The sequence below is a fragment of the Selenomonas sp. oral taxon 136 genome, assembly GCF_001554015.1.
Lineage (GTDB): Bacteria > Bacillota > Negativicutes > Selenomonadales > Selenomonadaceae > Centipeda > Centipeda felix.
Map to the genome: position 1 here is coordinate 1,587,786 of NZ_CP014239.1, position 24,103 is coordinate 1,611,888.

General features: G+C 59.8%; 28 protein-coding genes. 13 read left to right on the plus strand and 15 right to left on the minus strand.

The features are described 5' to 3' along the window. Positions 1 to 22: 22 nt before the first annotated feature. Positions 23 to 1,276, plus strand: coding sequence for a serine/threonine transporter SstT (gene sstT / locus AXE86_RS07570; RefSeq protein ID WP_061946054.1), 1,254 nt, complete (start codon positions 23 to 25; stop codon positions 1,274 to 1,276). A 70-nt stretch (positions 1,277 to 1,346) separates the two neighbouring features. Here the strand turns inward: sstT and AXE86_RS07575 are convergent, their stop codons facing one another. From AXE86_RS07575 to AXE86_RS07590, 4 genes are read right to left on the minus strand one after another with little or no spacing between them, the layout of a single operon-like run. Continuing rightward, positions 1,347 to 1,901, minus strand: coding sequence for a biotin transporter BioY (locus AXE86_RS07575; protein ID WP_009753815.1), 555 nt, complete (start codon positions 1,899 to 1,901; stop codon positions 1,347 to 1,349). A gap of 32 nt (positions 1,902 to 1,933) precedes the next feature. Continuing rightward, on the minus strand, positions 1,934 to 2,977 hold the full coding sequence (gene holA / locus AXE86_RS07580; protein WP_061946055.1) for a DNA polymerase III subunit delta: 1,044 nt from the start codon (positions 2,975 to 2,977) through the stop codon (positions 1,934 to 1,936). After that, entirely contained in the window at positions 2,974 to 3,600 is a 627-nt protein-coding gene (locus AXE86_RS07585; protein WP_061946057.1) for an MBL fold metallo-hydrolase, read from the minus strand. The genes holA and AXE86_RS07585 overlap by 4 nt, the downstream gene beginning before the upstream one ends. Then, complete coding sequence (locus AXE86_RS07590; protein ID WP_232294865.1) at positions 3,597 to 4,094, minus strand: N-acetyltransferase; 498 nt, start codon at positions 4,092 to 4,094, stop codon at positions 3,597 to 3,599. Before AXE86_RS07590 ends, AXE86_RS07585 begins: the two co-directional genes overlap by 4 nt. 274 nt (positions 4,095 to 4,368) lie before the next feature. On the opposite strand from AXE86_RS07590, the gene AXE86_RS07595 reads away from it, so the two are divergent. Next, the gene (locus tag AXE86_RS07595; RefSeq protein WP_061946061.1) at positions 4,369 to 4,800 is read left to right on the plus strand and encodes an EamA family transporter; all 432 of its coding nucleotides are present in this window, start codon (positions 4,369 to 4,371) and stop codon (positions 4,798 to 4,800) included. A 68-nt stretch (positions 4,801 to 4,868) separates the two neighbouring features. On the opposite strand, the gene AXE86_RS07600 is transcribed toward AXE86_RS07595, so the two are convergent. From AXE86_RS07600 to AXE86_RS07635, 8 genes are all read right to left on the minus strand, one after another. Then, positions 4,869 to 5,162, minus strand: a complete 294-nt coding sequence (locus AXE86_RS07600; RefSeq protein ID WP_009753821.1) for a hypothetical protein — start codon at positions 5,160 to 5,162, stop codon at positions 4,869 to 4,871. A gap of 131 nt (positions 5,163 to 5,293) precedes the next feature. Continuing rightward, on the minus strand, positions 5,294 to 5,821 hold the full coding sequence (gene nrdG, locus AXE86_RS07605; RefSeq protein ID WP_009753822.1) for an anaerobic ribonucleoside-triphosphate reductase activating protein: 528 nt from the start codon (positions 5,819 to 5,821) through the stop codon (positions 5,294 to 5,296). Then, positions 5,793 to 6,077 carry an anaerobic ribonucleoside-triphosphate reductase gene (gene nrdD / locus AXE86_RS07610; protein WP_006690262.1) on the minus strand — a complete coding sequence of 95 codons (285 nt, stop codon included), beginning with the start codon at positions 6,075 to 6,077 and terminating at the stop codon, positions 5,793 to 5,795. Before nrdD ends, nrdG begins: the two co-directional genes overlap by 29 nt. 334 nt (positions 6,078 to 6,411) lie before the next feature. Next, a complete protein-coding gene (locus AXE86_RS07615; protein ID WP_061946063.1) occupies positions 6,412 to 7,509 on the minus strand; it encodes a mechanosensitive ion channel family protein in 1,098 nt (365 codons plus the stop codon). Between the two features lie 32 nt (positions 7,510 to 7,541). After that, positions 7,542 to 7,985 (minus strand): hypothetical protein, encoded by a 444-nt coding sequence (locus AXE86_RS07620; protein ID WP_061946065.1) that lies wholly within the window; start codon positions 7,983 to 7,985, stop codon positions 7,542 to 7,544. Further along, on the minus strand, positions 7,982 to 8,350 hold the full coding sequence (locus tag AXE86_RS07625; protein ID WP_009753826.1) for a response regulator transcription factor: 369 nt from the start codon (positions 8,348 to 8,350) through the stop codon (positions 7,982 to 7,984). The genes AXE86_RS07620 and AXE86_RS07625 overlap by 4 nt, the downstream gene beginning before the upstream one ends. Next, positions 8,331 to 8,753 (minus strand): cytidine deaminase, encoded by a 423-nt coding sequence (locus AXE86_RS07630; RefSeq protein WP_061946067.1) that lies wholly within the window; start codon positions 8,751 to 8,753, stop codon positions 8,331 to 8,333. Before AXE86_RS07630 ends, AXE86_RS07625 begins: the two co-directional genes overlap by 20 nt. After that, positions 8,740 to 9,303 (minus strand): GNAT family N-acetyltransferase, encoded by a 564-nt coding sequence (locus tag AXE86_RS07635; protein ID WP_050341661.1) that lies wholly within the window; start codon positions 9,301 to 9,303, stop codon positions 8,740 to 8,742. The genes AXE86_RS07630 and AXE86_RS07635 overlap by 14 nt, the downstream gene beginning before the upstream one ends. A gap of 166 nt (positions 9,304 to 9,469) precedes the next feature. Here AXE86_RS07635 and AXE86_RS07640 point away from each other — a divergent pair, with 166 nt between their 5' ends. From AXE86_RS07640 to AXE86_RS07680, 9 genes are all read left to right on the plus strand, one after another. Further along, on the plus strand, positions 9,470 to 9,949 hold the full coding sequence (locus AXE86_RS07640; RefSeq protein ID WP_061946069.1) for a hypothetical protein: 480 nt from the start codon (positions 9,470 to 9,472) through the stop codon (positions 9,947 to 9,949). A 176-nt stretch (positions 9,950 to 10,125) separates the two neighbouring features. After that, positions 10,126 to 11,154, plus strand: coding sequence for a rod shape-determining protein (locus AXE86_RS07645; RefSeq protein ID WP_061946071.1), 1,029 nt, complete (start codon positions 10,126 to 10,128; stop codon positions 11,152 to 11,154). A gap of 79 nt (positions 11,155 to 11,233) precedes the next feature. Next, complete coding sequence (gene flgF, locus AXE86_RS07650) at positions 11,234 to 12,034, plus strand: flagellar basal-body rod protein FlgF (protein ID WP_050341655.1); 801 nt, start codon at positions 11,234 to 11,236, stop codon at positions 12,032 to 12,034. A 247-nt stretch (positions 12,035 to 12,281) separates the two neighbouring features. After that, complete coding sequence (gene flgG / locus AXE86_RS07655; RefSeq protein ID WP_009753832.1) at positions 12,282 to 13,076, plus strand: flagellar basal-body rod protein FlgG; 795 nt, start codon at positions 12,282 to 12,284, stop codon at positions 13,074 to 13,076. Continuing rightward, the gene (gene flgA, locus AXE86_RS07660; RefSeq protein WP_061946073.1) at positions 13,073 to 13,837 is read left to right on the plus strand and encodes a flagellar basal body P-ring formation chaperone FlgA; all 765 of its coding nucleotides are present in this window, start codon (positions 13,073 to 13,075) and stop codon (positions 13,835 to 13,837) included. Before flgG ends, flgA begins: the two co-directional genes overlap by 4 nt. A 39-nt stretch (positions 13,838 to 13,876) precedes the next feature. After that, the gene (locus AXE86_RS07665) at positions 13,877 to 14,476 is read left to right on the plus strand and encodes a flagellar basal body L-ring protein FlgH (RefSeq protein WP_009753834.1); all 600 of its coding nucleotides are present in this window, start codon (positions 13,877 to 13,879) and stop codon (positions 14,474 to 14,476) included. A 15-nt stretch (positions 14,477 to 14,491) separates the two neighbouring features. Beyond that, positions 14,492 to 15,604, plus strand: a complete 1,113-nt coding sequence (locus tag AXE86_RS07670) for a flagellar basal body P-ring protein FlgI (RefSeq protein ID WP_061946075.1) — start codon at positions 14,492 to 14,494, stop codon at positions 15,602 to 15,604. 15 nt (positions 15,605 to 15,619) lie between these two features. Further along, a complete protein-coding gene (locus tag AXE86_RS07675) occupies positions 15,620 to 16,066 on the plus strand; it encodes a rod-binding protein (RefSeq protein ID WP_061946077.1) in 447 nt (148 codons plus the stop codon). A 75-nt stretch (positions 16,067 to 16,141) separates the two neighbouring features. Continuing rightward, the gene (locus AXE86_RS07680) at positions 16,142 to 17,620 is read left to right on the plus strand and encodes a phosphodiester glycosidase family protein (RefSeq protein ID WP_198145249.1); all 1,479 of its coding nucleotides are present in this window, start codon (positions 16,142 to 16,144) and stop codon (positions 17,618 to 17,620) included. Positions 17,621 to 17,958: 338 nt separating this feature from the next. On the opposite strand, the gene AXE86_RS07685 is transcribed toward AXE86_RS07680, so the two are convergent. From AXE86_RS07685 to AXE86_RS07695, 3 genes are read right to left on the minus strand one after another with little or no spacing between them, the layout of a single operon-like run. After that, positions 17,959 to 18,681 carry a glutamate synthase gene (locus AXE86_RS07685; protein ID WP_039981337.1) on the minus strand — a complete coding sequence of 241 codons (723 nt, stop codon included), beginning with the start codon at positions 18,679 to 18,681 and terminating at the stop codon, positions 17,959 to 17,961. A gap of 16 nt (positions 18,682 to 18,697) precedes the next feature. Continuing rightward, positions 18,698 to 20,203, minus strand: coding sequence for a glutamate synthase-related protein (locus AXE86_RS07690; protein ID WP_061946081.1), 1,506 nt, complete (start codon positions 20,201 to 20,203; stop codon positions 18,698 to 18,700). Then, complete coding sequence (locus AXE86_RS07695) at positions 20,204 to 21,295, minus strand: class II glutamine amidotransferase (RefSeq protein WP_039981338.1); 1,092 nt, start codon at positions 21,293 to 21,295, stop codon at positions 20,204 to 20,206. Between the two features lie 281 nt (positions 21,296 to 21,576). Here AXE86_RS07695 and AXE86_RS07700 point away from each other — a divergent pair, with 281 nt between their 5' ends. Both AXE86_RS07700 and AXE86_RS07705 read left to right on the plus strand, forming a co-directional pair. Then, complete coding sequence (locus tag AXE86_RS07700) at positions 21,577 to 22,761, plus strand: LL-diaminopimelate aminotransferase (RefSeq protein ID WP_061946083.1); 1,185 nt, start codon at positions 21,577 to 21,579, stop codon at positions 22,759 to 22,761. A gap of 313 nt (positions 22,762 to 23,074) precedes the next feature. Further along, positions 23,075 to 24,040, plus strand: a complete 966-nt coding sequence (locus AXE86_RS07705) for a polyprenyl synthetase family protein (protein ID WP_009753842.1) — start codon at positions 23,075 to 23,077, stop codon at positions 24,038 to 24,040. Positions 24,041 to 24,103: the final 63 nt, after the last annotated feature.

Genomic DNA, 24,103 nt, shown 5'->3' on the forward strand with positions numbered 1-24,103 from the left:
GATTCCCTAAGGAGGAGATTTTTTGTTCAGAAGTATCAGCCGCAAATACCGTGAGACGGCACTCATCAAGCTCATCGCGGTCGGACTTATCATCGGTATCCTCATCGCGCTCTATGCGCCCGCCGCAATCCCACTCGTCGCCGTGCTCGGCGACGTGTTCGTGCGTGCCCTGAAGGGCGTCGCACCGATCCTCGTCTTTGTGCTCGTCATGAATGCCATGGCGCAGCGCACGGTCGGTGCGGGATCAGCGCTCAAGCCCATCGTGCGCCTCTACGTTATCGCGACGTTCCTTGCGTCCATCGTCGCCGTAGCGTTCTCGTTTGCCTTTCCCTCGTCTCTCCACCTCGTCGTGGCAGAGGCGTCGGTTACACCGCCGAGCGGCATCGTCGAGGTTGTTCACAATCTGATCCTCAACGTCGTTGACAATCCACTCCACGCCATTGCAAACGCGAACTACATCGGCATCCTCGCGTGGAGTATTCTTGCAGGCGTCGCCCTGCAGAAGGCAAATGCAACGACAAAGAATACCGTGCGCGACTTTGCCGTCGTCATGACGCAGATCGTCCTCTGGGTCATCCGCTTTGCCCCGTTCGGCATCATGGGACTCGTGGCGGACGCGGTCGGCACGAATGGCACGGATGCGATTGTCAGCTATCTGCATCTGCTCGCCGTCCTCCTCGGGGCATTCTTCTCTGTTGCGCTTATCATGAACCCGATCATCGTCTGGCTGCACATTCGCCGCAACCCGTTCCCCCTCGTTATCACGACGCTGCGCGAGAGTGGCATTTACGCGTTCTTTACGCGCAGCTCGGCGGCGAATATCCCCGTCAATATGCAGCTGTGCAAGCGCCTCGGACTGAACCCGGACGTCTACTCCATCTCCATCCCGCTCGGCGCGACGATCAACATGAGCGGCGCGGCGATCACGATTGCCGTCCTTTCCCTCGCAGCAGCATATACGCTGAACGTCACAGTCGATCTGCCGACGGCACTTCTGCTCTGCCTTGTCGCCACCGTCGGCGCGTGCGGCGCATCGGGCGTTGCGGGCGGATCGCTGCTCCTCATCCCCGTTGCCTGCTCCTCGTTCGGCATCAGCAACGACATTGCGATGCAGGTCGTCGGCGTCGGCTTTATCATCGGCGTTCTGCAGGATTCCTGTGAGACGGCGCTCAACAGCTCGACCGACGTGCTCTTTACCGCGACGGCAGAGTTTGCCGACCGTGCGCGTGCGGGCACACTCAAGGATGAGGACATGGTACCGAAAGACGAGACCTGATCCTCCCGGTAAGACAAGAACCTGCCATAGATTTTATGACCTATGGCAGGTTCTTTTTGCCTGTATCTTTTTAGAAATAGCGAAGCCGCCGATTAAGTGTCACGCCGAGCGCTGCTGCAGCAACGGCTTTGATGAGATCGCCCGGGATGAACTGGACGAGCGCCATGAAGGCGGCGCTAATGCCGACGAATTTATCGCCGAAGAGAATGGTCAGCCACAGCGTCGCAAAGAGATATGTGATGGGGACGCTGATGAGCGCGCCGACGAGGGCGTAGCGTGGAAAGGACGGCGTATGTCCCTTGAGGAGGCTCATCAGTGTATAGGCGACAAGAAACCCGATGAAAAAGCCACCGCGCGGTCCCATGATGATGCCGAGTCCGCCGACACCGCCCGCAAAGACGGGCAGGCCAATCGCGCCGATCAGTGTGTAGCCGATGAGCACGACGGCGGTCTGGCGCGGGGTCAGGACGAGTGCCGCGAGGCACATGACGAAGGTCTGCATCGTCAGCGGTGCCATGAAGGGGACGGGAATGGCGATATAGGCACTCACGCAGATCAGCGCGATGCAGAGCGCCATCCGCGTGGTATTCCGGACGGAGAAAAAACGATCATCGTACGATATCATAACAATAATGCCTTCTTTCTTATATGGAGAAATTATTTGCGGCACAGGCGGATGATGATGTCCTCGAGCAGTTCGTCGCCCGCCTGTCCTGTCTTCAGCAGGTAGTCGGCATCGGCGAGGGCGAGGACGGCATCCCGCAGCGTGGATTCTCGAAAGCCGCGCGCGTGCCCGCCGAGTTTTTCGGCGATGAAGGGGTGCAGCCCCATGACCTTGCCGAGTCCCTTCGGGGGCGTACCATTCATGAGAAGGCGCTTCGCCTGCCAGAGCTGGCGGACGTGGCGCACGAGGAGTGCGAGGAGCACGGTAAAGTGCACGCCGTCCGCGCGGCAGCGTGCAAGGAGGTCGAGTGCCTGCCGCACATCGCGCGCACTCACGGCATCCATCAGCGCAAAGACGGACACTTCGGGCATCTCCGAGAAGGCCGCGCGCAGATCCGCCTCCGTGAACTGTTTGTTGTCGGTGTAGAGCGTGAGCTTTTCCAGCTGACGGTCGAGGAATTCCAGTGAGATCGTCTGCATCATGCCGACGACATTCAGAAAGAATGTACGCGCCTCGCGCTGCATGGAGCGTCCCATCTCGCGCAGACGCTCGTTCAGCCATCCCTCGACGTTCCACGGGCGCACGGGTTCGCTCTCGAGGATGCGTCCCGCCTTCTGCACTGTCTGATAGAGTTTGCGCCGCTTGTCGGGCTTTGCATTGAGGGTAAATACGACATAGGTCGTCGGCAGGAGGTTCGTCAGGAGGGCGAGAAGACGCTCCGCCGCAGCGTCCTTCGGCGCAGGTGTATCGCCCTCCGCCGCCTTTTTCCCCGCGCGAAAGACGGCGGCGTCATGGACGAGGACGACGATCTTGTCCGTGAAAAAGGGGGCGGTCTCCAGTGACTCGGCCAGCGCGTCGATGGCGGGCATCTCCTCATAGCGGATGAGCGCGTCTGCACGCTCGGCGGCATCGGGCAGGAGACGGCGCAGGATCGCCTCCTCGGCGCGGCGGATGTAGTACGGTTCCTCCCCGGCGAGGAGGTAGATCTGCGGCGGCGTGCCCTGTGCGAGCGACGCCATAAACTCATGAGCGTTCATCGGCGATAGCGTGCCAGCTCATCGCCGACCGTCGTCGGCTCCGTGTGCCCCGAGTAGAGCACTGTATCGGGCGGCAGGGTAAAGACCTGCGTCCGAATGCTCTCCCAGAGTGCCGACGTGTCGCCGCCCGGGAAGTCTGTGCGCCCGACGCTCGCGAAAAAGATCGTGTCGCCGACGAACGCGATACCGTCGTGTGCGCTGTAAAAGATGCAGGAGTCCGTCGTATGCCCCGGCGTATAGCGCACCTCAAGTGACAGCGCAGGATTTGCTGCGAGTGCGATGTGCGCGCCGTTGGCGAACGTCTCCACATCGGCGAGCGTCACGGGCGCACCGCCCCATGTGGAGAGATTCCAGTTCGGGTCGCTGCAGTAGCGCGGGCTCTCCGCAGCGGCACAGACGGGACAGGGAATGTGTGCACGGAAGTCGTCCACGCCGCCGATATGGTCGAAGTGACAGTGCGTGAGGAGCAGCCGCTCGATCGTCCAGCCGCGCTCTGCGGCGTGTGCAGCGAGGCGGCCGCCCTCTGCTCCTGCGTCGATGAGAAAGCCGTGCTTTGACGCGTCGTCGATGTAGAAATAGGAATTGGTCGGGATCATATCGCCGACGGTGACGCATTCGATCATGGGTGAGACTCCTTTGTCCATTCGTAGGCACGGCGCGGGGTGCCGTCCGCGACATAGATCGTGCCGCAGAAGACGAATCCGGCCGCGCACAATAGATGCTGCATGGGGTGATTGTCCTCGTGTGTATCGGCACGCAGATGGCTGTACTGTGTGCGTGCAAAGTCCAATACGGCGCGGAATGTACCGCGGTGCGAGCCGTCGCTGCCCACGCGGTGGAGCGTGGCGTACGGCGTATCGTCGCGCCACGCTCCGTTCTCGATGTGCGCGTAGGTCGGATCATCACCCGCGATGAGGGCAAAGACGGCATGAGGCGCGGCGCCTGCATCTTGCAGGACATAGCTCACGCCGCGCGCGATGTCCGCGCGGAGGAGGTCCTCTGCGGGATAGCCGCCGCTCCACTGCGTTGGGTTGCCCGCCGCGCGCATCGCGGCGCGTGCCGCGTCGTAGATGCGCAGCATCTCCGGGATGTCCTGTACTGCTGCCTGTCGTATCATGAAATTTCCCCCCATATTTTCCCTTATTTTACACGATCGGGAGGGATTTTGAAAGCCATGTTTGTCGATGTGTGCTATACTGTCAAGGTTAAGGAAGCAGGGATCAATTCAGCACCGCCGTCTTCGTCCATCTTTTTCGCCCTGTGCCGGCAAATCCTCCGCATAGCCTCTGCTGTGCGTCCGGTTTGCTGCCTCCATCGGAAAAAAATCTACGCCAATCTGAGACACTGTTTTATCAGAGATTCCTTAAATTCCTCGCAGGGAGGGGAAATCCATGCGCTTATGGCTCATCTATGCACTGCTCTCGGCGCTGTGCGCGGCGTTTGTCTCGATCTTCGGCAAGGTTGGGCTTGCGGGGTTCGACAGCAGTGCCGCGACGGCGGTGCGCGCCGTCATCATGGCACTGTTCCTCATCGGCGTGGTCATCGCCGAGGGACATGCGGGCAGCCTGCCGCAGGTCTTCGCCGACACGAAGGCACTTGGCTTTATCGCGCTCAGCGGCATTGCGGGCGCGCTCTCGTGGCTCTTTTACTTCATGGCACTCAAGGAGGGAGCTGTCTCACAGGTCGCGCCGATCGACAAACTCAGTGTCGTCTTTGCCGTCCTCCTTGCGATCCTGATCTTCGGCGACAAGATCAGCGTCCTGCACGGCGTCGCCATTGCGCTGATCGCGGCAGGCGGACTCATCTTGGCGATATTTCCCTGAGAAATATCATCTGTATTTGTACACAAAAAAAGAACCCCACATGCCGATCTTTTGCATGTGGGGCGACTTTATTCCTCTTTTTCGTGAATCTTTTTTGCAGCGCGTGCCAAATAGTCTGCGATTTCGCCCGTGTGCTCTGCGGGCACCCAAACGGGAGCCTTCGGTTTCCACATATCATCGCTTTTCTTGCGCCAGAATGGCGTGATGGCGGTGTAGCGCCGCCCACGTGAGCGGATGATCGAGACGCGGATCGCCTGCGTTGCTGAGATCTCGAGCATTCCGATCTCCGTGGTCGCGTCGATGCTCAGTGCAAAATCCTGTGCCTTTTTCAGGTTTTGCGCTCGTGTTGTCTTTGTTGCCATACTTATTTCCTCCCGATAAATTCATTCTCTCCTGTTCATCATACCAATTTTTGGAGGAATTGCAATGTTTTTTATAGGAAATACCCCGCGTGGAAGCGTTCTGTTCCTATGCGGGGTATTCCGTATGGCCATTATTCATCTGTGTACCGCAGGGTCAGCCGCCCCGTCGCGCGCGTTGCAGCGAGATCGATGACGCGCTGGTTGCGCGAGCCGCGAAAATGGAGGGTGAGGTCGCGCTCCTCCTCGCGGTAGTCGCCGTCGACGAGGACGTCGAGCTCGTCGAGGAGGGCATCCACGGCGGGGTTTTTCTGTGCACGCAGCTCCTCAAGGGTGTAGCCTGTGTAGCTCCAGACATCGAGACCCCGTTCGTGCGCCGCGCGTGCGAGAGGAAGCAGTGCTGCGGGCTGCAGAAAGGGCTCACCGCCGCTGAGGGTGAGCCCTGTGAGAAGAGGATTGGCGTCGAGGTCTTGAAGCACCGCGCCGACGGTGGTGACCCGTCCGCCGTCCGTCGGCTGTGTATCAGGGTTGTGACAGCCGGGACAGCGGCGCGGGCAGCCTTGGGTAAAGACGGTTAGCCGTATCCCCTCACCGTCGACGATGGAGTCGCGCGCAATCCCTGCGATACGGATCTCAGTGGAGTCCGTGCTTGACACGCTCATGCTCTTCTGCCTGCTTTGCGTTGTTCCAGCGATCCGTCGTGCCAACGAGGTAGCCCGTGATGCGGCGGATGCGCTCGAACTTCGGCTGACGCATCTCGTAGCCGAGGGTGACGCGGCCGTCGTCCGCTCCCGTAATGGAGAGACGGTCGAGCTTCTCGTTGGTCTGCCCCTCGATGTAGGCGATGTAGTTCTCAACCTCGTGCGGGGTGATGTCCGAAAGTCCGTTGACGGTGACGTTGATGTCGTTGACGATCATGCTTCATTCTCCTTTTCCCGCGCGGCGGCGGGTCTTTGTTAGCGTTTGCAGCTCTGTGCCGCTGCGAGTAGAATTATACAACATCTTGTGTATGAACGTCAATAGAAAATCTATATATAGTTGTTTGTGCACAAAGTTATCCACAAGGATTTTTAGGAACAGCATAGGACTTTCATAAAAAAACCCGCTGTCATGCGGCTTGAGGGGGCATGACAACAGGTTGTAGTTATCCACAGTTTCCCTAGGGAAAAGCTGTGCATTCTGTGGATAAGAGTGGACGGATGTGTGATGTTCCATTAGATACTATGAGCAGCTGCTTCGCATGGACAACGCGTCATGCATTTTGTGCCTTTGTCGGGGCAGGTGTCTCTGCGGGTGCATCCTCCTGTTCCTGGATGACTGTGCGGATGGGGTAGGGGATGTCGATGCCCTCGATGCGGTAGCGGTCGGTGAGTGCCTTGATGAAATCGTGGATGATGAGCCCCTGCTGATCGAACTGGCTCGACGGGAGGATCACGGCGAAGTCGATGGAGGAGTCATTGAATTTGGTATAGCGCACGAGCGGCTCGGCGTTGGGGTTGTTGTCGACGTGCGCGAGCACTTCCTTTGCCGTCTCGATGGTGACGCGCTCGACCAGTGCAAGGTCACTGTCATAGGCAACGCCGACGGGGACGCTGATGTTGAGATTGCGCGTGGGCATGCTGAAGTTTGTGATGTTCGCACCTGCGATGGTCTTGTTCGGAATGACGACGGTACTACTTGCACCGAGCGGGATGATGGTGGTGAAACGCCATGTGATGTCGGTGACGCGTCCCTCCTCGCCCGTGCCGAGGCGGATGTAGTCGCCGATGCGGATCTGCTTTGAGAGGATGAGGTGCAGGCCTGCGAAGATGTTTGCGAGTGTCTCCTGCAGAGCGAGGGCGACCGCCATGCCGCCGACACCGGCGGCCGTGAGGATGGGCGCGATGGAGATGCCGTAGTACTGGAGAATGACGAGGACGCCCATGACGTAGATGACGCCGATGAGGATGTTGTTGAGCAGAGTGGTCTTCGGGAGATCCTTGTTCGACCGCTCAAAGTACATGGTGACGACGCCGTCCACCGTACGCGCAAGGACGCGCGTGATGGTGATGACGTTGCTCGTGAAGAGCAGATAGGACAGCAGCTTCGTCAGGGTCGGCGAGATCTCGACGGCTCCGATCGCCCAATAGAGGCCGATGATGAAGCTGAAGAAGATCGGCACGCCGTGCATGGATCGGATAAAGACGTATTTCCATGTGCTCTCATCGACGGCAAGATGATGGTTGATGTAGCGGCGGATGAGACGGTCGGCGATGATGCCGACGGTGAGTGCGCCGAGGACGATGCATGTCGGGACGAGAAGGAGCGCGACGATCGCCCCGATGTCAAGGGACTGCAGAGATGTAAACAAGAGGGTCTCCTTTCATGAGAGACAAAAAATGATTATGGAAGAAATTCTTCGCGCGATGCCATGAGCTGCATCGTGCCCGACGGACACGCGATGGAGAGACTGAACAGGGGCGCGGCGGGCACAGCGCTGCCGAGCGCATGGCGCGGCGGGTCGATGATGGAGACGGCAGAGCCGTGCGCGCGCATCTGTGAGGAGAAATGTCCGTTGATGACGTTGAACAGCTCGCAGGCAGCATCGACGGCGAGGTCACCCATGCCGCTGAGGGAGATGCCGCTGTACCCCGAGGCGAGCGCGTAAAATGTGTCGAGCGAGGCGGCGAGCGCGACGATGAGCGGACTGCCGTTCATCGTGAGATGCTGGGATATGGTGATGTAGGGCGGATCTTCCGCTGCCTGTTCCGCCGTCGCCGTGATGTGGGCATAGGCGGACAGCCCCGCGAGAAAGCTCTCCATATACGTTGCATGCAGCTCGGTCATACGTCCTCCAGGCGCCGCCGCATCTTGCCGATGGCGGCGGTGATCTCGCTGTCCGCGTATGGCTTTCGGATAAAGAGGAGTGCGCCGCACTCCTCTGCGGCGGCGATGTTCTCCTCCGTGGCGGCGGTGGAGAGGATGGTGACGGGCAGCTGCGGCCGCGCAGCGTGCAGGCGCCGCAGAACGCTGATGCCGTCGAGCTTCGGCAGGATGAGGTCGAGGAATACTGCATCGGGTGCGTCGGCGTCGACGCGCGCAAGCGCCTCCTCTCCGTCGCGTGCCTCGACGACGCTGTGGCCGCGGTCACAGAGCTCCGCTTTGAGCTTCATGCGCACGAGGCGCGAGTCGTCAACGATGAGAAATTTCATCGTGTTCCTCCTTTGCAGGCAGTGCCGCCGCCCCGAAGGCGCAGGGCAATAGCTCGGCGGGGGTCATGACGCGCACCGCACCCGCCGTGTTTGCAAGCAGGATGCGGCGGATGGGGAACTCCATAAGCATCTGCCGGCACATGCCGCAGGGCGCGCAGACGTCGGGGCTGTCCGCGATGACGGCGAGTGCTGCAAAACGCTGCTCGCCGTGGCTGACCGCTGCCGCGAGGGCGGCGCGCTCGGCACAGATGCCGACGGGGTAGGAGGCGTTCTCGACGTTGACGCCCTCGTAGACGTTGCCGCTCTCGGTGAGGAGTGCCGCACCGACGGCAAAGCCGGAGTACGGAGCGTAGGCGCGTGCGCGTGCGGCAGCGGCACGCGCGATGAGTTCATCGTCCGTCATGCGGCTGCCCTCCCTCTAGCTCAAGCCCCGCACGCTTGCGCGCGGCATACTCGCGGTCGAGGATGCCGAGAATGACAAGGTTTTCGTAGGTATTCTGATAGAGAATGGTCTCGCGGATGAGTGCCTCGCGCACCATGCCCTCGCTCTCATAGAGGTGGAGGGCACGCGCGTTGTAGTCCTTGCAGTCGAGCCATGCGCGGTGTGCGCCCATGTCCTCAAACGCCCATGCCTTGAGGAGCTTCATCGTCTCGTGCCCGTAGCCGAGCCCCTTCTTTGCGATGACGACGTGCGTCCACTCCTGCTCCTTGGACGGGAGCAGCAGCCCACCAACGTGCAGGTAGCCAACGCGCTCGCCGCTGCCGCGCTCTTCGACAATGATGTCGAGGGCGGCCTTTGCCTGCGTGATAATGATCGTGTGCTCTTCGCGCGTGAACGGAACGATGTAGTTCCTGTTGTCCGCGTCCTCCTGCAGGGCACATATATAGTCGATGTCCTCCTCGGCGGCGCGGCGCAGGATGAGGCGCGGCCCCTCTCTTAGTAGTTCAGCCATAGTATATCCTCCCACTCGTGACAATAATGTTCCTCTATTTTACATGGAAGGGAGGGGAAAATGCAAATCTTTCCTCATGAGCAGGGAATGATGTTGACGATACGGAATGAAAAACATATAATGAAGATTACAGCTTAGGGAATGTAAATAGAAGCGGAGGGCAACCATGGAGGAGCAGAAAAAACTGTCGGTACGCGATGTGCTGTGGCGCAAAAAACACGCGCGGGACAAGGTGCTCGATGCCGTGGGAAAATTGTGCGAAGAGGCGTGGGCTGTGGTAGAGAAGCTCGCCAATGACCGTACATCGTCGGCGAAGGACGCCGCGCAGGCAAGGGAACTGGGGTTGCGGCTGCGCGCGCTCGGCTATCTCATCGAGGGCGAGCACTACATCGACCGCATTGCCTTTGAACTGCGCAGCAAGGAGGTTTATCTCAAGACAAACGAGGTCTCGCAGGCATATGTCGCAGAGATGGTCGTCTCCTTTTTGGATACGATCATTGCCTATGTTACGCAGAGTACATGGGACGACAGAGATCTGCGCGGCCCGTACACGGATGCACTCAAGCAGTCGCTGAATGCGATCCGCCAGTCGCTGGTTCCGGAAGAAGAAAAGCAGGACGATTCTAAGGAATCACTGATAAAATGAAGTCCGTCAGATTGGCGTAGATTTTTCGTCCGAACGAGGTGGAAAACCGGACGCAGAGTAGTGCTCTGTGGAGGATTTTCCGCCGAAGTGCGGGCAAAAAAGATGCGTCAAGATGGCGCGGCTGAATTTATCAGTGCTTCCTTAAGGAGGATCGTTGATTAGGGGGATTTCCATACATGTTTGGTATGTCAATGGACATAGGAATTGATCTGGGGACGGCAAATGTGCTCGTCTATGTGAAGCGGAAGGGGGTTGTCCTGAAGGAACCGTCGGTCGTGGCGGTGAACCGCGATACGAATCAGGTGCTCGCCATCGGCGAGGAGGCACGGCAGATGATCGGGCGCACGCCCGGCAATATCGTCGCTATCCGCCCGCTGCGCGACGGCGTGATTGCGGACTATGACATCACGGAGAGCATGCTGCGCTTCTTCATCGACAAGGTGGTTGGACGCAGCATAGTCTTTCGTCCGCGCATCATGATCTGCATCCCCTCGGGGGTGACGATGGTGGAGCAGCGTGCCGTACAGGAAGCCGCTGAGCAGGCGGGCGCGCGCCACATCCAGCTCATCGAGGAGCCGCTCGCAGCGGCGATGGGCGCGGGCCTTGACATCGTGGAGGCACAGGGCTCGATGGTCGTCGACATCGGCGGCGGCACCTCAGACATCGCCGTCATCAGTCTCGGCGGCGTTGTGACGAGCGCGAGTATCCGCGTCGCGGGCGATACCTTCGATGAGGACATCATCGACTATGTCAAGCGCGAGTTCAACCTGCTCATCGGCGAGCGCACGGCGGAGGAGATCAAGATCCGCGTCGGCGCGGCATATACGGCGGCGCGGCGCGAGCAGATGGAGATCCGCGGCCGCGACCTCCTCTCGGGGCTGCCGAAGAACATTACCATCTCCACGGCGCAGGCGTCGTCCGCCATCGAGACCTCGGTCATGCGCATTGTGGACTGCGTGAAAAAGGTGCTCGAGGAGACACCGCCGGAGCTCGCTGCCGACATCATGGATCGCGGCATCGTTCTGACGGGCGGCGGCGCTCTGCTCTATGGCATGGCAGAGCTCATCCTGCGCGAGACGGGGACGCCGACGATTGTCGCCGATGACCCCATGTCCTGCGTTGCCCTCGGCTGCGGCAAGGCTCTCGATATTTTCGATAAATTCGACGGCAAGGCGACGAACACATCGTTTGGACGTAAGAAATAAATAAATAGAGGGAAAACGAAATTTACAGCGAAATTAACACTAGGAGAGTATATTTCGTTCGGGAAAAGAGGGAAACGCTATGTGGAGAGGACTCTATATCGCCGCCTCCGGCATGATTACAGAGACGAAGCACACGGATATGATCGCGAATAACCTCGCCAACGCCGCGACGACGGGCTACAAGCGCGACGATATGGCGGTGCGTGAGTTCGAGCCGATGCTGCTGCGCCGCATCAATGACCACGCGGCAGACACGGATGTGACGAGCTTTAAGGGGTTCCGCATCCGCTCGGGTGCGCCGATCGTCGGCACGCTTGGCCTCGGTTCCGCCGTGGATGAGATCGCGACCGACCACATTCAGGGTGCGCTCCAGACGACGGGGAACACCTACGACTTCGGCATCTCGGGGCAGGGGTATTTCATCATTGATACGCCGCAGGGACAGCGCTACACGCGCGACGGCAGCTTCTACCGCTCCTCCACGGGGCAGCTTCAGAATGTGCGCGGACAGGCCGTGCTCTCGCCGCAGGGACAGCCGATCACGATTCCCGCCGATGCGCGAAACGTGACGGTGTCGAGCGACGGGCGCATCTATGCGAACGGCAGACAGATCGCGCAGCTCGGCTTCGTCCAGTTCGATGAGGAAAAGGCGGTCATCAAGGAGGGCGACAACCTCTATAAACCTCAGCCCGGGGCACAGCCGCAGCAGGCGACGGGCGTCATTGAGCAGGGGATGCTCGAGATGTCGAACACGAGCGTTGTCACGGAGATGGTCGAGCTCATCAACAACTACCGCGTTTATGAGGCGGGCTCAAAGGCTGTGCAGACGCAGGATGCCCTGCTCGACAAGGCAGTCAACGATGTCGGACGTACGAGTTAAAAATACTTAAGGAAGCACTGATAAATTCGGCACAACCATCTTGACGCATCTTTTTCGCCCGCTTATCGTTAGCAAATCCTCCACATAGCCCTCGCTATGCGTCCGGTTTGCTGCCTCAATCGGACAAAAAATCTACGCCAATCTGGCAGACCTCATTTTATCAGCGATTCCTTAAGAAATTCATCAAAACTTCCGATATAAAAGTGAGTAAACTGTCATCCAAAATTCTTGGAGGGGGATATCGACTATGATGCGAGCACTTTGGTCTGCGGCGTCCGGCATGAAGGCGCAGCAGTCCCAGATGGATGTCGTCGCGCACAATATTGCCAACGTCAACACCTACGGCGGCAAGAAGGTACGTGCCGAGTTCCAGGATCTTGTCTACCAGACGCTCCGTGAGGCGGGCGCACGAAACGGCGCGGATTCGCAGTACCCGACGGCACTGCAGATCGGTCTTGGAACACGCCTGGCGGCGACCCAGCGCGTCTTTACACAGGGCGCACTTCAGACGACGGATAACCCGACCGACATCGGCATCCAAGGCGAGGGCTTCTTCCGCGTCACGATGCCCGACGGGACGACCGCATACACGCGTGACGGCACATGGAAGCTCGACAGCGACCGCCGCATGGTCACGACGGACGGCTACCTGCTCGCCGACGGCATTACGATCGGGCAGAATGCACCGCTGGACTCCATCACGATCTCCGGCGATGGCCGTGTCTCCTACCGTGAGGCAGGGCAGAACCAGCAGCAGGAGGCGGGACAGATCACGCTTGCCCGCTTTGTCAACCCCGCAGGGCTGACGTCCGTCGGCAAGAATCTCTTCGTCGTCTCCGATGCATCGGGCGAGGCGATTGAGTCGAACCCGGGCGAGGACGGTGCAGGGACGCTGACGCAGGGCACGCTCGAGATGAGCAACGTGCAGATCGTGGAGGAAATGGTCAACATGATCGTCTCCCAGCGTGCGTACGAGTCCAACTCCAAGGCGATCACGACCTCCGACTCGATGTTGGAGATCGCGAACCAGCTGAAGCGTTGATTCGGCACAGAATTTTTACAGCCATTCTATTCCTATGGAGTGGCTTATTCGCTTTTTTGTGGACGGGTACGGGGGTTGCTGCCTCCTACGGGTACGGGCAGGCCGTCCGCTTCCCGAACATCCTTTCCGCCGCACAGCTTGCGGAGCTCGCGCAGCAGAAGATCGAGGAGCAACTCGCCGCGGTCGGTGAGACGCGCCGCCACGAGGTGCATCTCCAGCACCGGGCGGGGACGATGCGTCTGCCGGCAGGCGAGGTGACAGCCGTTGTCGCCTTCCCGCGCGGCGTTCCCTACGGGCGGGAGTTCCCCGCCGCCATTACCGTCTATGTGGACGGTGTACTGCAGCGGCGCGCCGCGTGCTACTATCAGGTCACGGTCTATGACCATGTGCTCGTCGCGATGACGGACATTCGCATGGACGAGGCGATCACGCCTGCCAATGCGCACGTCGAGGAGAGCGCGGTGGATACCCTGCCCGAGACGACGGTCACGGACTTTGACCGTCTCGCGGGACGCGTCGCGGGACGCTACATCCGCAAGGGCACGGTCATCACGCCAACCCTCCTCGCGATGCCGCGCGTCTTGACTGCGGGCAGTCCTGTGACGCTCGTCGCGGAGAATGGCGGCATCACGATCCGCGCAGAGGGCGTAGCACTGGAGGCGGGACGCATCGGCTATGTGATCCGCGTGCGCAATGCACGATCGGGGAAGATCATGCGCGGGCGTGTAGTCGACGAGAAGACGGTTCAGATTATTGCATGATCTGCAGCAGGATAGAGAGAGTTCCATAAGGAGTTCATCATGCGTAAAGAAAAATGGCTAGCGGGCGTGCTCGCCGCCACGCTTGCGGTGGCAAGTTTTGCACCGACCGCAGCGGCGGAATCCCTGTGGAAAAACGCCAACGGCTATACGACGAAGTCCGTGTTTACCGACCACCGGGCATCGAACGTCGGCGACATTGTGACCATCGTCATCAGCGAGTCGACGACGACCTCGGCGACGCGCAACAGCTCGAACGAGAAGAGCGGCTCGGTGAAGCTCGGCGGCGGTATCGGCATCTTTGATTTCCTCCAGGCGGCATCGGCGAGCGGCTCGGATAAGTTCACCGCAAAGGGATCCGCCTCGGCGACGAATCGTGTCGCGGGCAATGTCACCGTCACGATCTCAGAGATCACGCCGGCGGGCAACTTCGTCCTCGAGGGAACGCAGTCGATATGGCAGAACCGCAACGAGCACAAGATCACGTTCCGCGGCATCTGCCGCCCCGAGGACATCTCCGCATCGAATACGGTGCTCTCGACGCGTGTCGCGGATGCCACCGTGCGCTTTGACGGCAAGGGACCGCTCAACGCGAAGCAGCGGCAGGGCATCCTCACGCAGATCTTCAATATTCTCTTCTGACGGGAGGCGCTCTTTATGAAGAAAATATCCGTCCTTCTGCTCCTCCTTGCGCTCCTCATCGGGGCTCTGCCGGGCGTTGCCGCGGCGGATTCCGCCGTGACGCGCATCAAGGACATCACGAAAGTGCAGGGCGTGCGCAGCAACCAGCTCATGGGCTATGGTCTTGTCGTCGGACTTGAGGGGACGGGCGACGGCTCGAGCTCGGGCGAGACGGTGCAGTCCATCGCCAATATGCTTGTCAGCTACGGCATCAATGTCAATGCGTCGTCCATCAAGCTGAAGAACGTGGCTGCCGTCATGGTGACGGCGACGCTTCCGCCGTTCGTACGCGAGGGCGACAGCCTCGATGTGACGGTCTCCTCCATCGGTGACGCGAAGAGCCTGCGCGGCGGAACGCTCCTCCAGACACCGCTGCGTGCGGGCAATGGCGAGGTCTACGTCGTGGCACAGGGCGCAGTCTCTACGGGTGGCTTCTCCGCATCGAGCGGCGGTAGCAGCACGACGAAGGCATTCCCGACAGTCGGTATCGCCGTGAATGCGGGCATCGTCGAGCGCACGGTGGAGGATGACATCGGCACGGATGGGCATATTGCGCTCTCCATCGCAAAGTCGGACTTCACGACGGCGGCACGCGTCGCAGGTGCCATCAATGCGCAGTACGGGAACATTGCCCAGGCGACGAACCCGGGACGTGTGGACGTTGCCGTGCCCTCGTACTATCGCGGCAACGTGGTCGGCTTTGTTGCCTCGATCGAGGATCTGCCGGTACGTCCCGACAACATTGCGCGCGTTGTGGTCAACGAGCGTACGGGAACGATCATCATGGGAGGCGATGTCTCCGTTGATGCGTGTGCGATCACGCAGGGTGGGCTGACCATCCGCATCCAGGGAAACCCCGATGTCTCGCAGCCGGGACCGTTCAGTTACGGCAATACCGTTGTGACGGACAGCCCGGACGTTAAGGCAACGGAGACGAAGGGCAACACGATTGTGCTTCCGGCGACGACAAACGTCAGCGATATTGTCGGCGCACTCAACACGGTCGGTGCGACGCCGCGTGATACCATTTCGATTTTGCAGGCGATGAAGGCGGCGGGAGCGCTGCACGCTGAGTTGGATATTGTATGACAGGGAGACAGTGATATGACCATACAGCCAATCGGAGATGGTTCACTGCTCGGCAACGCGGTACAGACCTCCTATGATGCGGCGCGCATGAGTGCCGAGGGAAAGTCGTTCAAGGCGACGCTCGATGAGCTGCAGCGCAAGGCAGATGCTGTGCAGAGCCGCACGAGCGAGACCGCGCAGACGGGCTACGTGCCAAAGAATCCCATGACGGCGGACGAGCTGCAGCAGAAGAAGCTGCGCGAGGCGTGCGAAGGGTTCGAGGCAATGTTCCTCAGTATGATGTATAAGCAGATGCGCGCGACTGTACCCGAGAGCGATCTCTTTGGGAAGAAGTCAAATGCGATCAAGATCTTCGAGGATATGCGCGACACGGAGCTGATGAATCAGGCCGCAAAGAGCGGCGGCATCGGTCTTGCAGACATGATGATGAAACAGCTGTCGCCGACCATCCGCAAGAGATGAAAGAGTAAAAAAAAGGGGAGCTGGAACAGCATCCCCTTTTCTGTTGTATTCATTGGAATGAATGTGGAGCGATCAATGAAAATTTTTAAGAAAGTCTCTGTCCTCGCCGTCGTCGTCCTCGTGGCGCTGTCCTCCTATGTGGCGGCAGCAGCATCCCTGACGGGACTGCGTTCCTCGAGCACGGCGGCGCGTGACCGCATCGTCTTCGATCTCTCGGAGATGCCGCTCTATCAGGCGCGTCCCTCCGACGACGGGCGTTCCCTCACCCTCGATTTTGCCGATGTGGATACGGCACTCTTCAAGCGTATCGCTGTGCGGACATCTCGCATTGAGGCGATTTCCTACGAGCGGCATCACGGGCATTTCTATGTGACCGTTGCGCTGGCGAAGGGGATGGATTATTCCATTGGGAATCTGACGAATCCATTCCGTATCTTCGTCGATGTTGCACCGAAAGGCGCATTGACTGCGCAGCGGCATGCGAGCGTGCCGCGTCCGTCCGTATCGTCTACGGATACGGACACATCCCCCGCAAAGGCAGAGCTGCCCCGCATGGAGGAGAAACAGCTCGCCGCGGGGCTGACGCAGCGGGAGTACGTCTATGAGGACGAGGATGGGCAGGTGACGGCGTACTTTATCGAGGCGAATCCCGCACGTTATCGCGTGCGCCCCGCGCTTGCCCGTGGCGTTATCCCAGGGCGGCAGACAGTGAGCGGCATCGCACAGGATACGAATGCAGCGGCGGCGATCAACGCCTCCTACTTTGCACTCAGCGGAGAGCTCATCGGCATCACGAAGATCGATGGGACGGTCGTGAGCAGTACGTATTTTGACCGCAGTGCCTTCGGTGTAATGCCCGATAACTCCTTTGTGTTCGGTACGGTATCCTATAACGGCACGGTGAAGCTCGATCAGACGAGCCTGCCCGTCTCAGGGGTCAACGCCGAGCGCGGCGCGGACAACCTCATCATCTACAACCGCGCCTATGGTCGATCGACGGGGACGAATCCCTATGGCCTTGAGTATGTCGTTCGCAATGGGCGCGTGGCGGAGATCAATACGAATGATTCGCTGATCCCGTCCGATGGCTATGTCGTCTCGGTGCACGGCACGTCGATGGATGCATTCGCTGCAGCAGGTGTGCGCGTGGGTGATCCGGCTGTGCTGACGGAGGATCTGGGGGAGCCGTGGAATCGTGCCGTGCAGGTGCTCGGTGCTGGGCCGCGCCTTGTCGAGAATGGCAGTGTCCACGTGACGGCGGGCGAGGAGCAGTTCCCGGGTGACATCCGCTACGGGCGTGCACCGCGTACAGCGGTCGGTGTGACGCAGAAGGGGAACATCCTCTTCGCCGTCGTCGATGGGCGGCAGTCGCACAGTCATGGGCTGACACTGACCGAGTTCGCAGATCTGCTCGTGCAGTTCGGCGTGCGCGACGCGATCAATCTGGACGGCGGCGGCTCCTCGGAGATCTATGCGGATGGGGATGTGCTGAACTCCCCCTCGGATGGGTCGGAGCGCGCCGTGGGGAGTGCGCTGATATTGCAGAAGAAGTAAAATGTAGACGAGGAGATTGCAATAAAAAGGGGACTGCTGCGCGTCCCCCTATCGGCTCGCTGTGCTCGCCACTTCCCCCGTAAACGGGGGAAGCTTTTATGCCGTTATCTTGTAAGCCTTCCCCGTTATCACGGGGAAGGGGGACCGCGCAAGCGGTGGAAGGAGCACAAAAAAAGACGTTGTACGAAGTTTTTAGCTCCGTACAACGTCTTTTTTATATTTTAGGAAAGCACTGATACATTCGGCACAACCATATACCCCTGCCGTGCGTCTGGTTTGCTGCCTCAATCAACAAAAATCTACGCCAATCCGGCATAGCTCATTTTATCAGTGCTTCCTTAGTTCGTCACATAGAGTGCCTTATATGGATTGCTGCTGCTCGGAACGATCTTCGTGAAACCCTCCTCCATGACCACGTTCTTGTCGTAGCTGAAGATCGTGCAGAACTCCGTCAGGCGCTCGTCGATTGCGGCGATGTCCTCTGCGTCCGCCCGTGACACCTCAACGCTCTGAGGGAAGCGGATCGCGTCGCAGCTGCCGCGCAGGAACATCGTCCCGCCGTGCATCCCCGTGCAGGGGAAATTGCTGACGATAGGCCTTTCCTGTGCCGTCAGTCCGAGGACGATGATCGTGCCGCCCGCCTGATACTCGCCGAGGAAGCTGCCGCACGTACCGCCGATGATCATGGTCGGCGACTTGTCCTCATACGCCTTGATGTGGATGCCCGCGCGGTAGCCCGCGTTCCCCTTGACGTAGATCTTTCCGCCGCGCATGGCGTAGCCCGCCGCGTCGCCGATGCTGCCGTGGACGATGATCGTGCCGTCGTTCATCGTGTCGCCGACGGCGTCCTGTGCGTTGCCGTGCACGACGATCTTTCCGCCGTTCAGATACGCGCCCAGCGCGTTGCCGGGCACGCCCGTGATCGAGAGGGAGACGGGCGCCATGCCCGCTGCGATGAACCGCTGCCCGCAGCAGTTCGTCAGCTGCACCGGCGCCTTGATGCCGCGCAGGCGGTCGTTGAGTGCCTTGTGATCCAGATGGTCTGCATCAATAGAAATCATATCGTTCTCCCTCCCCTCATTCGCCTGCGTGCGCGACGCCGAGAATCTCAAGTTCCTTCTCCGTGAGACCGATGCCGCGCAGCATGAGGCGGTTGCCGCGCAGCGCCTCGATGGAGTTGATGCCCATGCCGCCGAGCATCTCCTTGATCTCGTGCCGCCATGCGGTCATGAGATTGACGAGACGCTGACTGCCCTCGTCGGGATTGAGTCGCTTGACGAGCGCAGGATCCTGTGTAGCGATGCCCCAGTTGCAGCGGCCGATCTGGCAGCTGCGGCAGAGGTGGCAGCCGAGCGCCATGAGTGCCGCCGTGGCGACATAGCAGGCGTCAGCGCCGAGCGCAATCGCCTTGATGACATCGGCCGCCGAGCGGATGCTTCCGCCGACGACGAGGGAGACATCGTTGCGGATGCCCTCCTCGCGCAGACGCTTGTCGCACGCCGCGAGGGCAAGCTCGATGGGGATGCCGACATTGTCGCGGATGCGTGTCGGAGCAGCCCCCGTGCCGCCGCGGAAACCGTCGATGGCAATGATGTCCGCGCCGCTGCGCGCGATGCCGCTCGTGATGGCAGCGATGTTGTGCACCGCTGCGACCTTGACGATGATCGGCACGGTGTAGTTGGTCGCCTCCTTCAGGGAGTAAACGAGCTGGCGCAGATCCTCGATCGAGTAAATGTCGTGATGCGGTGCGGGCGAGATCGCGTCCGAGCCCTCGGGGATCATGCGCGTACGTGACACGTCGCCGATGCTCTTTGTACCGGGCAGATGCCCGCCGATGCCGGGCTTTGCGCCCTGTCCCATCTTGACCTCGATGGCGGCACCCGCGTTGAGGTAGCGCTCGTGCACGCCGAAGCGTCCCGACGCGACCTGTACGATCGTGTTGTCGCCGTAGGCGTAGAAATCCTCGTGCAGACCGCCCTCGCCCGTGTTGTAGTAGATGCCGAGCTGCTGCGCCGCCATCGCAAGGCTCTTGTGCGCGTTGTAGCTGATGGCACCGTAGCTCATCGCCGCAAACATAACGGGCATGGACAGCTCAAGCTGCGGGGCGAGATTTGACGTGTCGATGCGCCCCGCGGCGTCGCGGACGATGGCGTTCGGCTTTTTCCCGAGGAACACACGTGTCTCCATCGGCTCACGCAGCGGATCGATGGGGGGATTCGTCACTTGCGAGGCGTTGATGAGAAGGCGATCCCAGTAGATCGGCATGCGCTTCGGGCTGCCCATGGAGGACAGCAGGATGCCGCCGCTCTCCGCCTGCTTGTAGATCTCCTTGATGGTCTGGTTCGTCCAGTTGTCATCGTCGCGGTAGGTGCAGTTGGTGCGCGCAATCTTGAGTGCCTTGACGGGGCAGATCGAGACGCAGCGATGGCAGTTCACACATTTCTCGTCGTCGGCGACCATGACCTTTAGTGTCGCGTCGTAGTGGTGCACCTTGTTGGAGCACTCCTTTTCGCAGAGGCGGCACTTCGTGCAGCGGGGGTGACGCAGCACTTCAAACTCGGGGTACAGATAGTTCAGACTCATTTAGAAACACCCCTCTTTTACGTTGACGATAAACGGCTCGCCGCCGGCGGGCGCGTAGATATTCTCGGCATCCGGCTCCATGGCACGGATGGCGGCCTCCTCACTCGCGATGCAGACGCAGTCATCCTTGCTGCCGGTCACCATCGAGCGCAGCTTCAGGCGGTCGTTCAGCGCCATCATGCCGCCCGTGTAGCCGAGGATGATGGAGAAGGGGCCCGTGATGAGCAGCCCCGCAAAGACTGTGCGCAGATACGTGTGGATCTTCTGTGCCGCCGGGTCTTTGCGCGCGATCGTATCCCAGAACGGCGCGGCGATGACAGCCGCGAGCTCATGGAGTGAGAGCTTCTGGCGGCGGAGCAGGAAGTCGGCGATGTAGGTGATGACCTCCGTGTCCGTCTGCAGGGTGCATTTGTAGCCGTACATCTCGATAAAGCGGCGGTTGGCATCATAGGACGAGATCTCGCCGTTGTGCACGATCGTGCGGTCGAGAAGGCCAAAGGGATGCGCGCCGCCCCACCAGCCCGGCGTATTGGTCGGATATCTGCCGTGCGCCGTCCAGGAGTAGGCCTCGTACGTATCGAGGCGGTAGAACGTACCGACATCCTCGGGGAAGCCGACCGCCTTGAAGATGCCCATGTTCTTCCCGCAGGAAAAAACGTAGCAGCCCGAAAGCTCCGCATTGAGCTTCGTGACCGTGCGCACCATGTACTCCTCCTCGTCCTGCTGCGCAGCGGCGAGCACCGAGCGCAGGGGGGAGACGAAGTACCGCCAGATCATCGGCTCGTCCGTAATGGCAGGAATCTTGCGCGTGGGAATGCGCTCTGCGCGAACGACCTCAAAGCTCTCGCGCAGAATCCCCTCGCAGACGCTGCGGCGATCCTTGCTGTCAAAGAAGATGTGCAGGGCATACTGATCCCGATGCTCCGGATAGATGCCGTATGCCGCGAACCCGCCGCCGAGCCCGTTGGAGCGGTCATGCATCGTCGCGATTCCGCGGATGATGACATCGCCTGGGATCATGCGCCCCTCCTTGGAGATGAGTGCGGCAATCGCACAGCCTGCGGGGATCCTGACCGATCCTTCCCGTTCCATATCCAACAACCCTTTCTGAAAACGATTCCTATTATATAGGAGAAATGTCCTGTACTGATGGACGCGGGGCATAGACTATCATAGATGAAGTAAGAAGTCAATTTGCACACCTGTATACATGCGGAGGTAATAATTCTGTGACAAAAGTTATGAACGAATCCTCGCGCTTGTGTGTATGGTGTCATGTCACAGCATTTCCATGAAGCAGGGTTGACACTTGCACAACGGGGAAAAAGCGAGTAGAATCGGTACGCATGGAAAACTATGGAAAGAGGGATAGCATGACACCGAATATGAATTACAGCAAGTTGAAGGACTCCTACCTGTTCTACAACATTGCGCAGAAGACCAAGGCGTATCTCGCCGAACATCCCGGCACGCATCTCTACCGCATGGGCATCGGCGATGTCTCCCTGCCGCTCTGCCGCACGGTCATCGACGCACTGCATCACGCCGTGGACGATCAGGCGGTGCAGGAGAGCTTTCACGGCTATATGCCCGAGTGCGGCGCACCGGAGCTGCGCGCGACAATCGCGGCCTACTATGCGCGGCGCGGCGTGCAGCTGGCGCCCGAGGATGTATTCGTCTCGAGCGGCGCGAGCGATGAGCTGGGCGACATCCTTGACATCCTCGGCAGAGATCAGCGCGTTCTCATCATGGAGCCAGCATATCCTGCCTACGTCGATGCGAACATCATTGCAGGAAACGAGATCATCCATGTCGCATCGAGCCGTGAGGATGGCTTCTTAGCACTGCCCGATCCGTCCGTGCATGCCGACATCATCTACATCTGCTCGCCGAACAATCCGACGGGCGCAGTCTTCTCACGTACGCATCTGAAAGCATGGGTGGATTACGCGAACAAAACCGATGCGATCATCCTCTTTGATGCCGCCTACGAGGCGTTCATTGAGGATGCGGAGATCCCGCACAGCATTTTTGAGATCGAGGGCGCAAAGACCTGTGCCATTGAGATCTGCTCCCTCTCCAAGACGGCAGGATTTACGGGGACGCGCTTCGGCTATACGGTCATCCCGCAGGAGCTCATGCGCGGCGGCCTCTCGCTGAATGCGATGTGGGTGCGCAACCGCACGACCAAGACGAACGGTGTCTCCTACATCTTGCAAAAAGGCGCGGCGGCGGTCTTTACGGAGGAAGGCCAGCGCGAGATCCACGAGAATATCCGCGTCTATAAAAAGAACGCAGCGCATCTGATGGCGGCGCTCGATACGCTCGGGATATGGTACTGCGGCGGCAAGAATGCACCCTACATCTGGATGCAGTGCCCGAAGAACATGGGAAGCTGGGCATTCTTCGACTATCTCCTGCATGAGATTCAGGTCATCGGCACGCCGGGTGAGGGCTTCGGCAGCGCAGGCGAGGGTTATTTCCGATTCTCGACCTTCGGCTCGCCCGAGGACACCGAGGAGGCAGCGCGGCGTCTGGTCGCCCTGCTGGGGAAGTAAAAAAGAACGGATTGTTTTATCATTATCTAAAGGACTGTTGCACGAAGCTATAAACTTCGTACCAAAGTCCTTTTCTTTGTGCTCCTTTCCTGCAATAATAGCATAATAGCTTCCCCCGTTTACGGGGGAAGTGGCGAGCGCAGCGAGCCGATGGGGGGGATATATGCAACTGCGCCTTTTTTCATGACAGAAATAATTTTGACGCTATAGATGCAATATGTTAAAATGTGAAGAGATTTGTCTGTGTCACAATGGATGGAAAGCGACGCTCTGTGCGGCGTCGAATGTAGGTGGTAGAACGTTGAAAAGCGACATGTTTGATGTCATACAGGAGGATCTCGCAGCACTTGAGCCTGCGCTGGAGGAGGCGATTGTCTCCGAGACGCCGCTCATCACGGATGTTGGGATGCACCTTGTCTCCTCGGGCGGCAAGCGACTGCGTCCCGCCCTCTTCCTGCTGGCAGCGCGCGGCGGAGCGTCGTTTGACCGTGCGCGTGCGATGCCCGTGGCCGTGGCGCTCGAGCTCATCCACACGGCATCCCTCGTACACGACGATGTGATCGACGAGGCGGATACGCGGCGCGGTGCTGAGACGACGAATGCGAAGTGGGGCAACCAGATTGCCATCCTGAGCGGAGACTATATCTTTGCGCGCGCGTTCAAGCTCGTCGCGGAGGAGGGCTATGACTCATCCGTCTATGTCAAGCTGGCGCATCTGGTCTGCACGCTGAGCGAGGGCGAGATCCTGCAGGATCATACGGTCTATCAGATCCCCACGGGGGAGGATGCCTACTATGAGCGCATCCGCAAGAAAACGGCGGACTTCCTTGAGATCTGCTGTGAGCTCGGCGGCTTCATCGGCGGGATGAGCCCTGCCGATACGGCACAGATGGCGGAGTACGGCCGTGATATCGGCATGGCGTTCCAGATCACGGACGATCTGCTCGACTTCCGCCGCAGCTCCGAGGACATCGGAAAACCCGCGGGACATGACCTCGCACAGGGCTATGTGACGCTGCCCGTCATCCGTGCACTCTCCGTGCTTGGCGCGGGGGAGCGGGAGGAGCTCGCGGCACTCATTACGAATCCGAAGAAACCCGTAGAGGAGGTCGCGCGTGCGCTTGCGCTCGTGCGTGCCTCGGATGGGCTGGACTATGCGCAGGAACAGGCGGATGCCTATCTGGTGCGTGCTAAGGCGGCGCTGCCTGCGAGCCTTGACCCGCGGATTCGTGAGACCTGCCTCATGGCGGCGGATTTTATCGGTCGGAGAGAGTTTTAGACATCGCTGCGCGGCGCAGCAATTTTGCAGTGCGTACCTCGATGTACGCATACAGGAGGATGT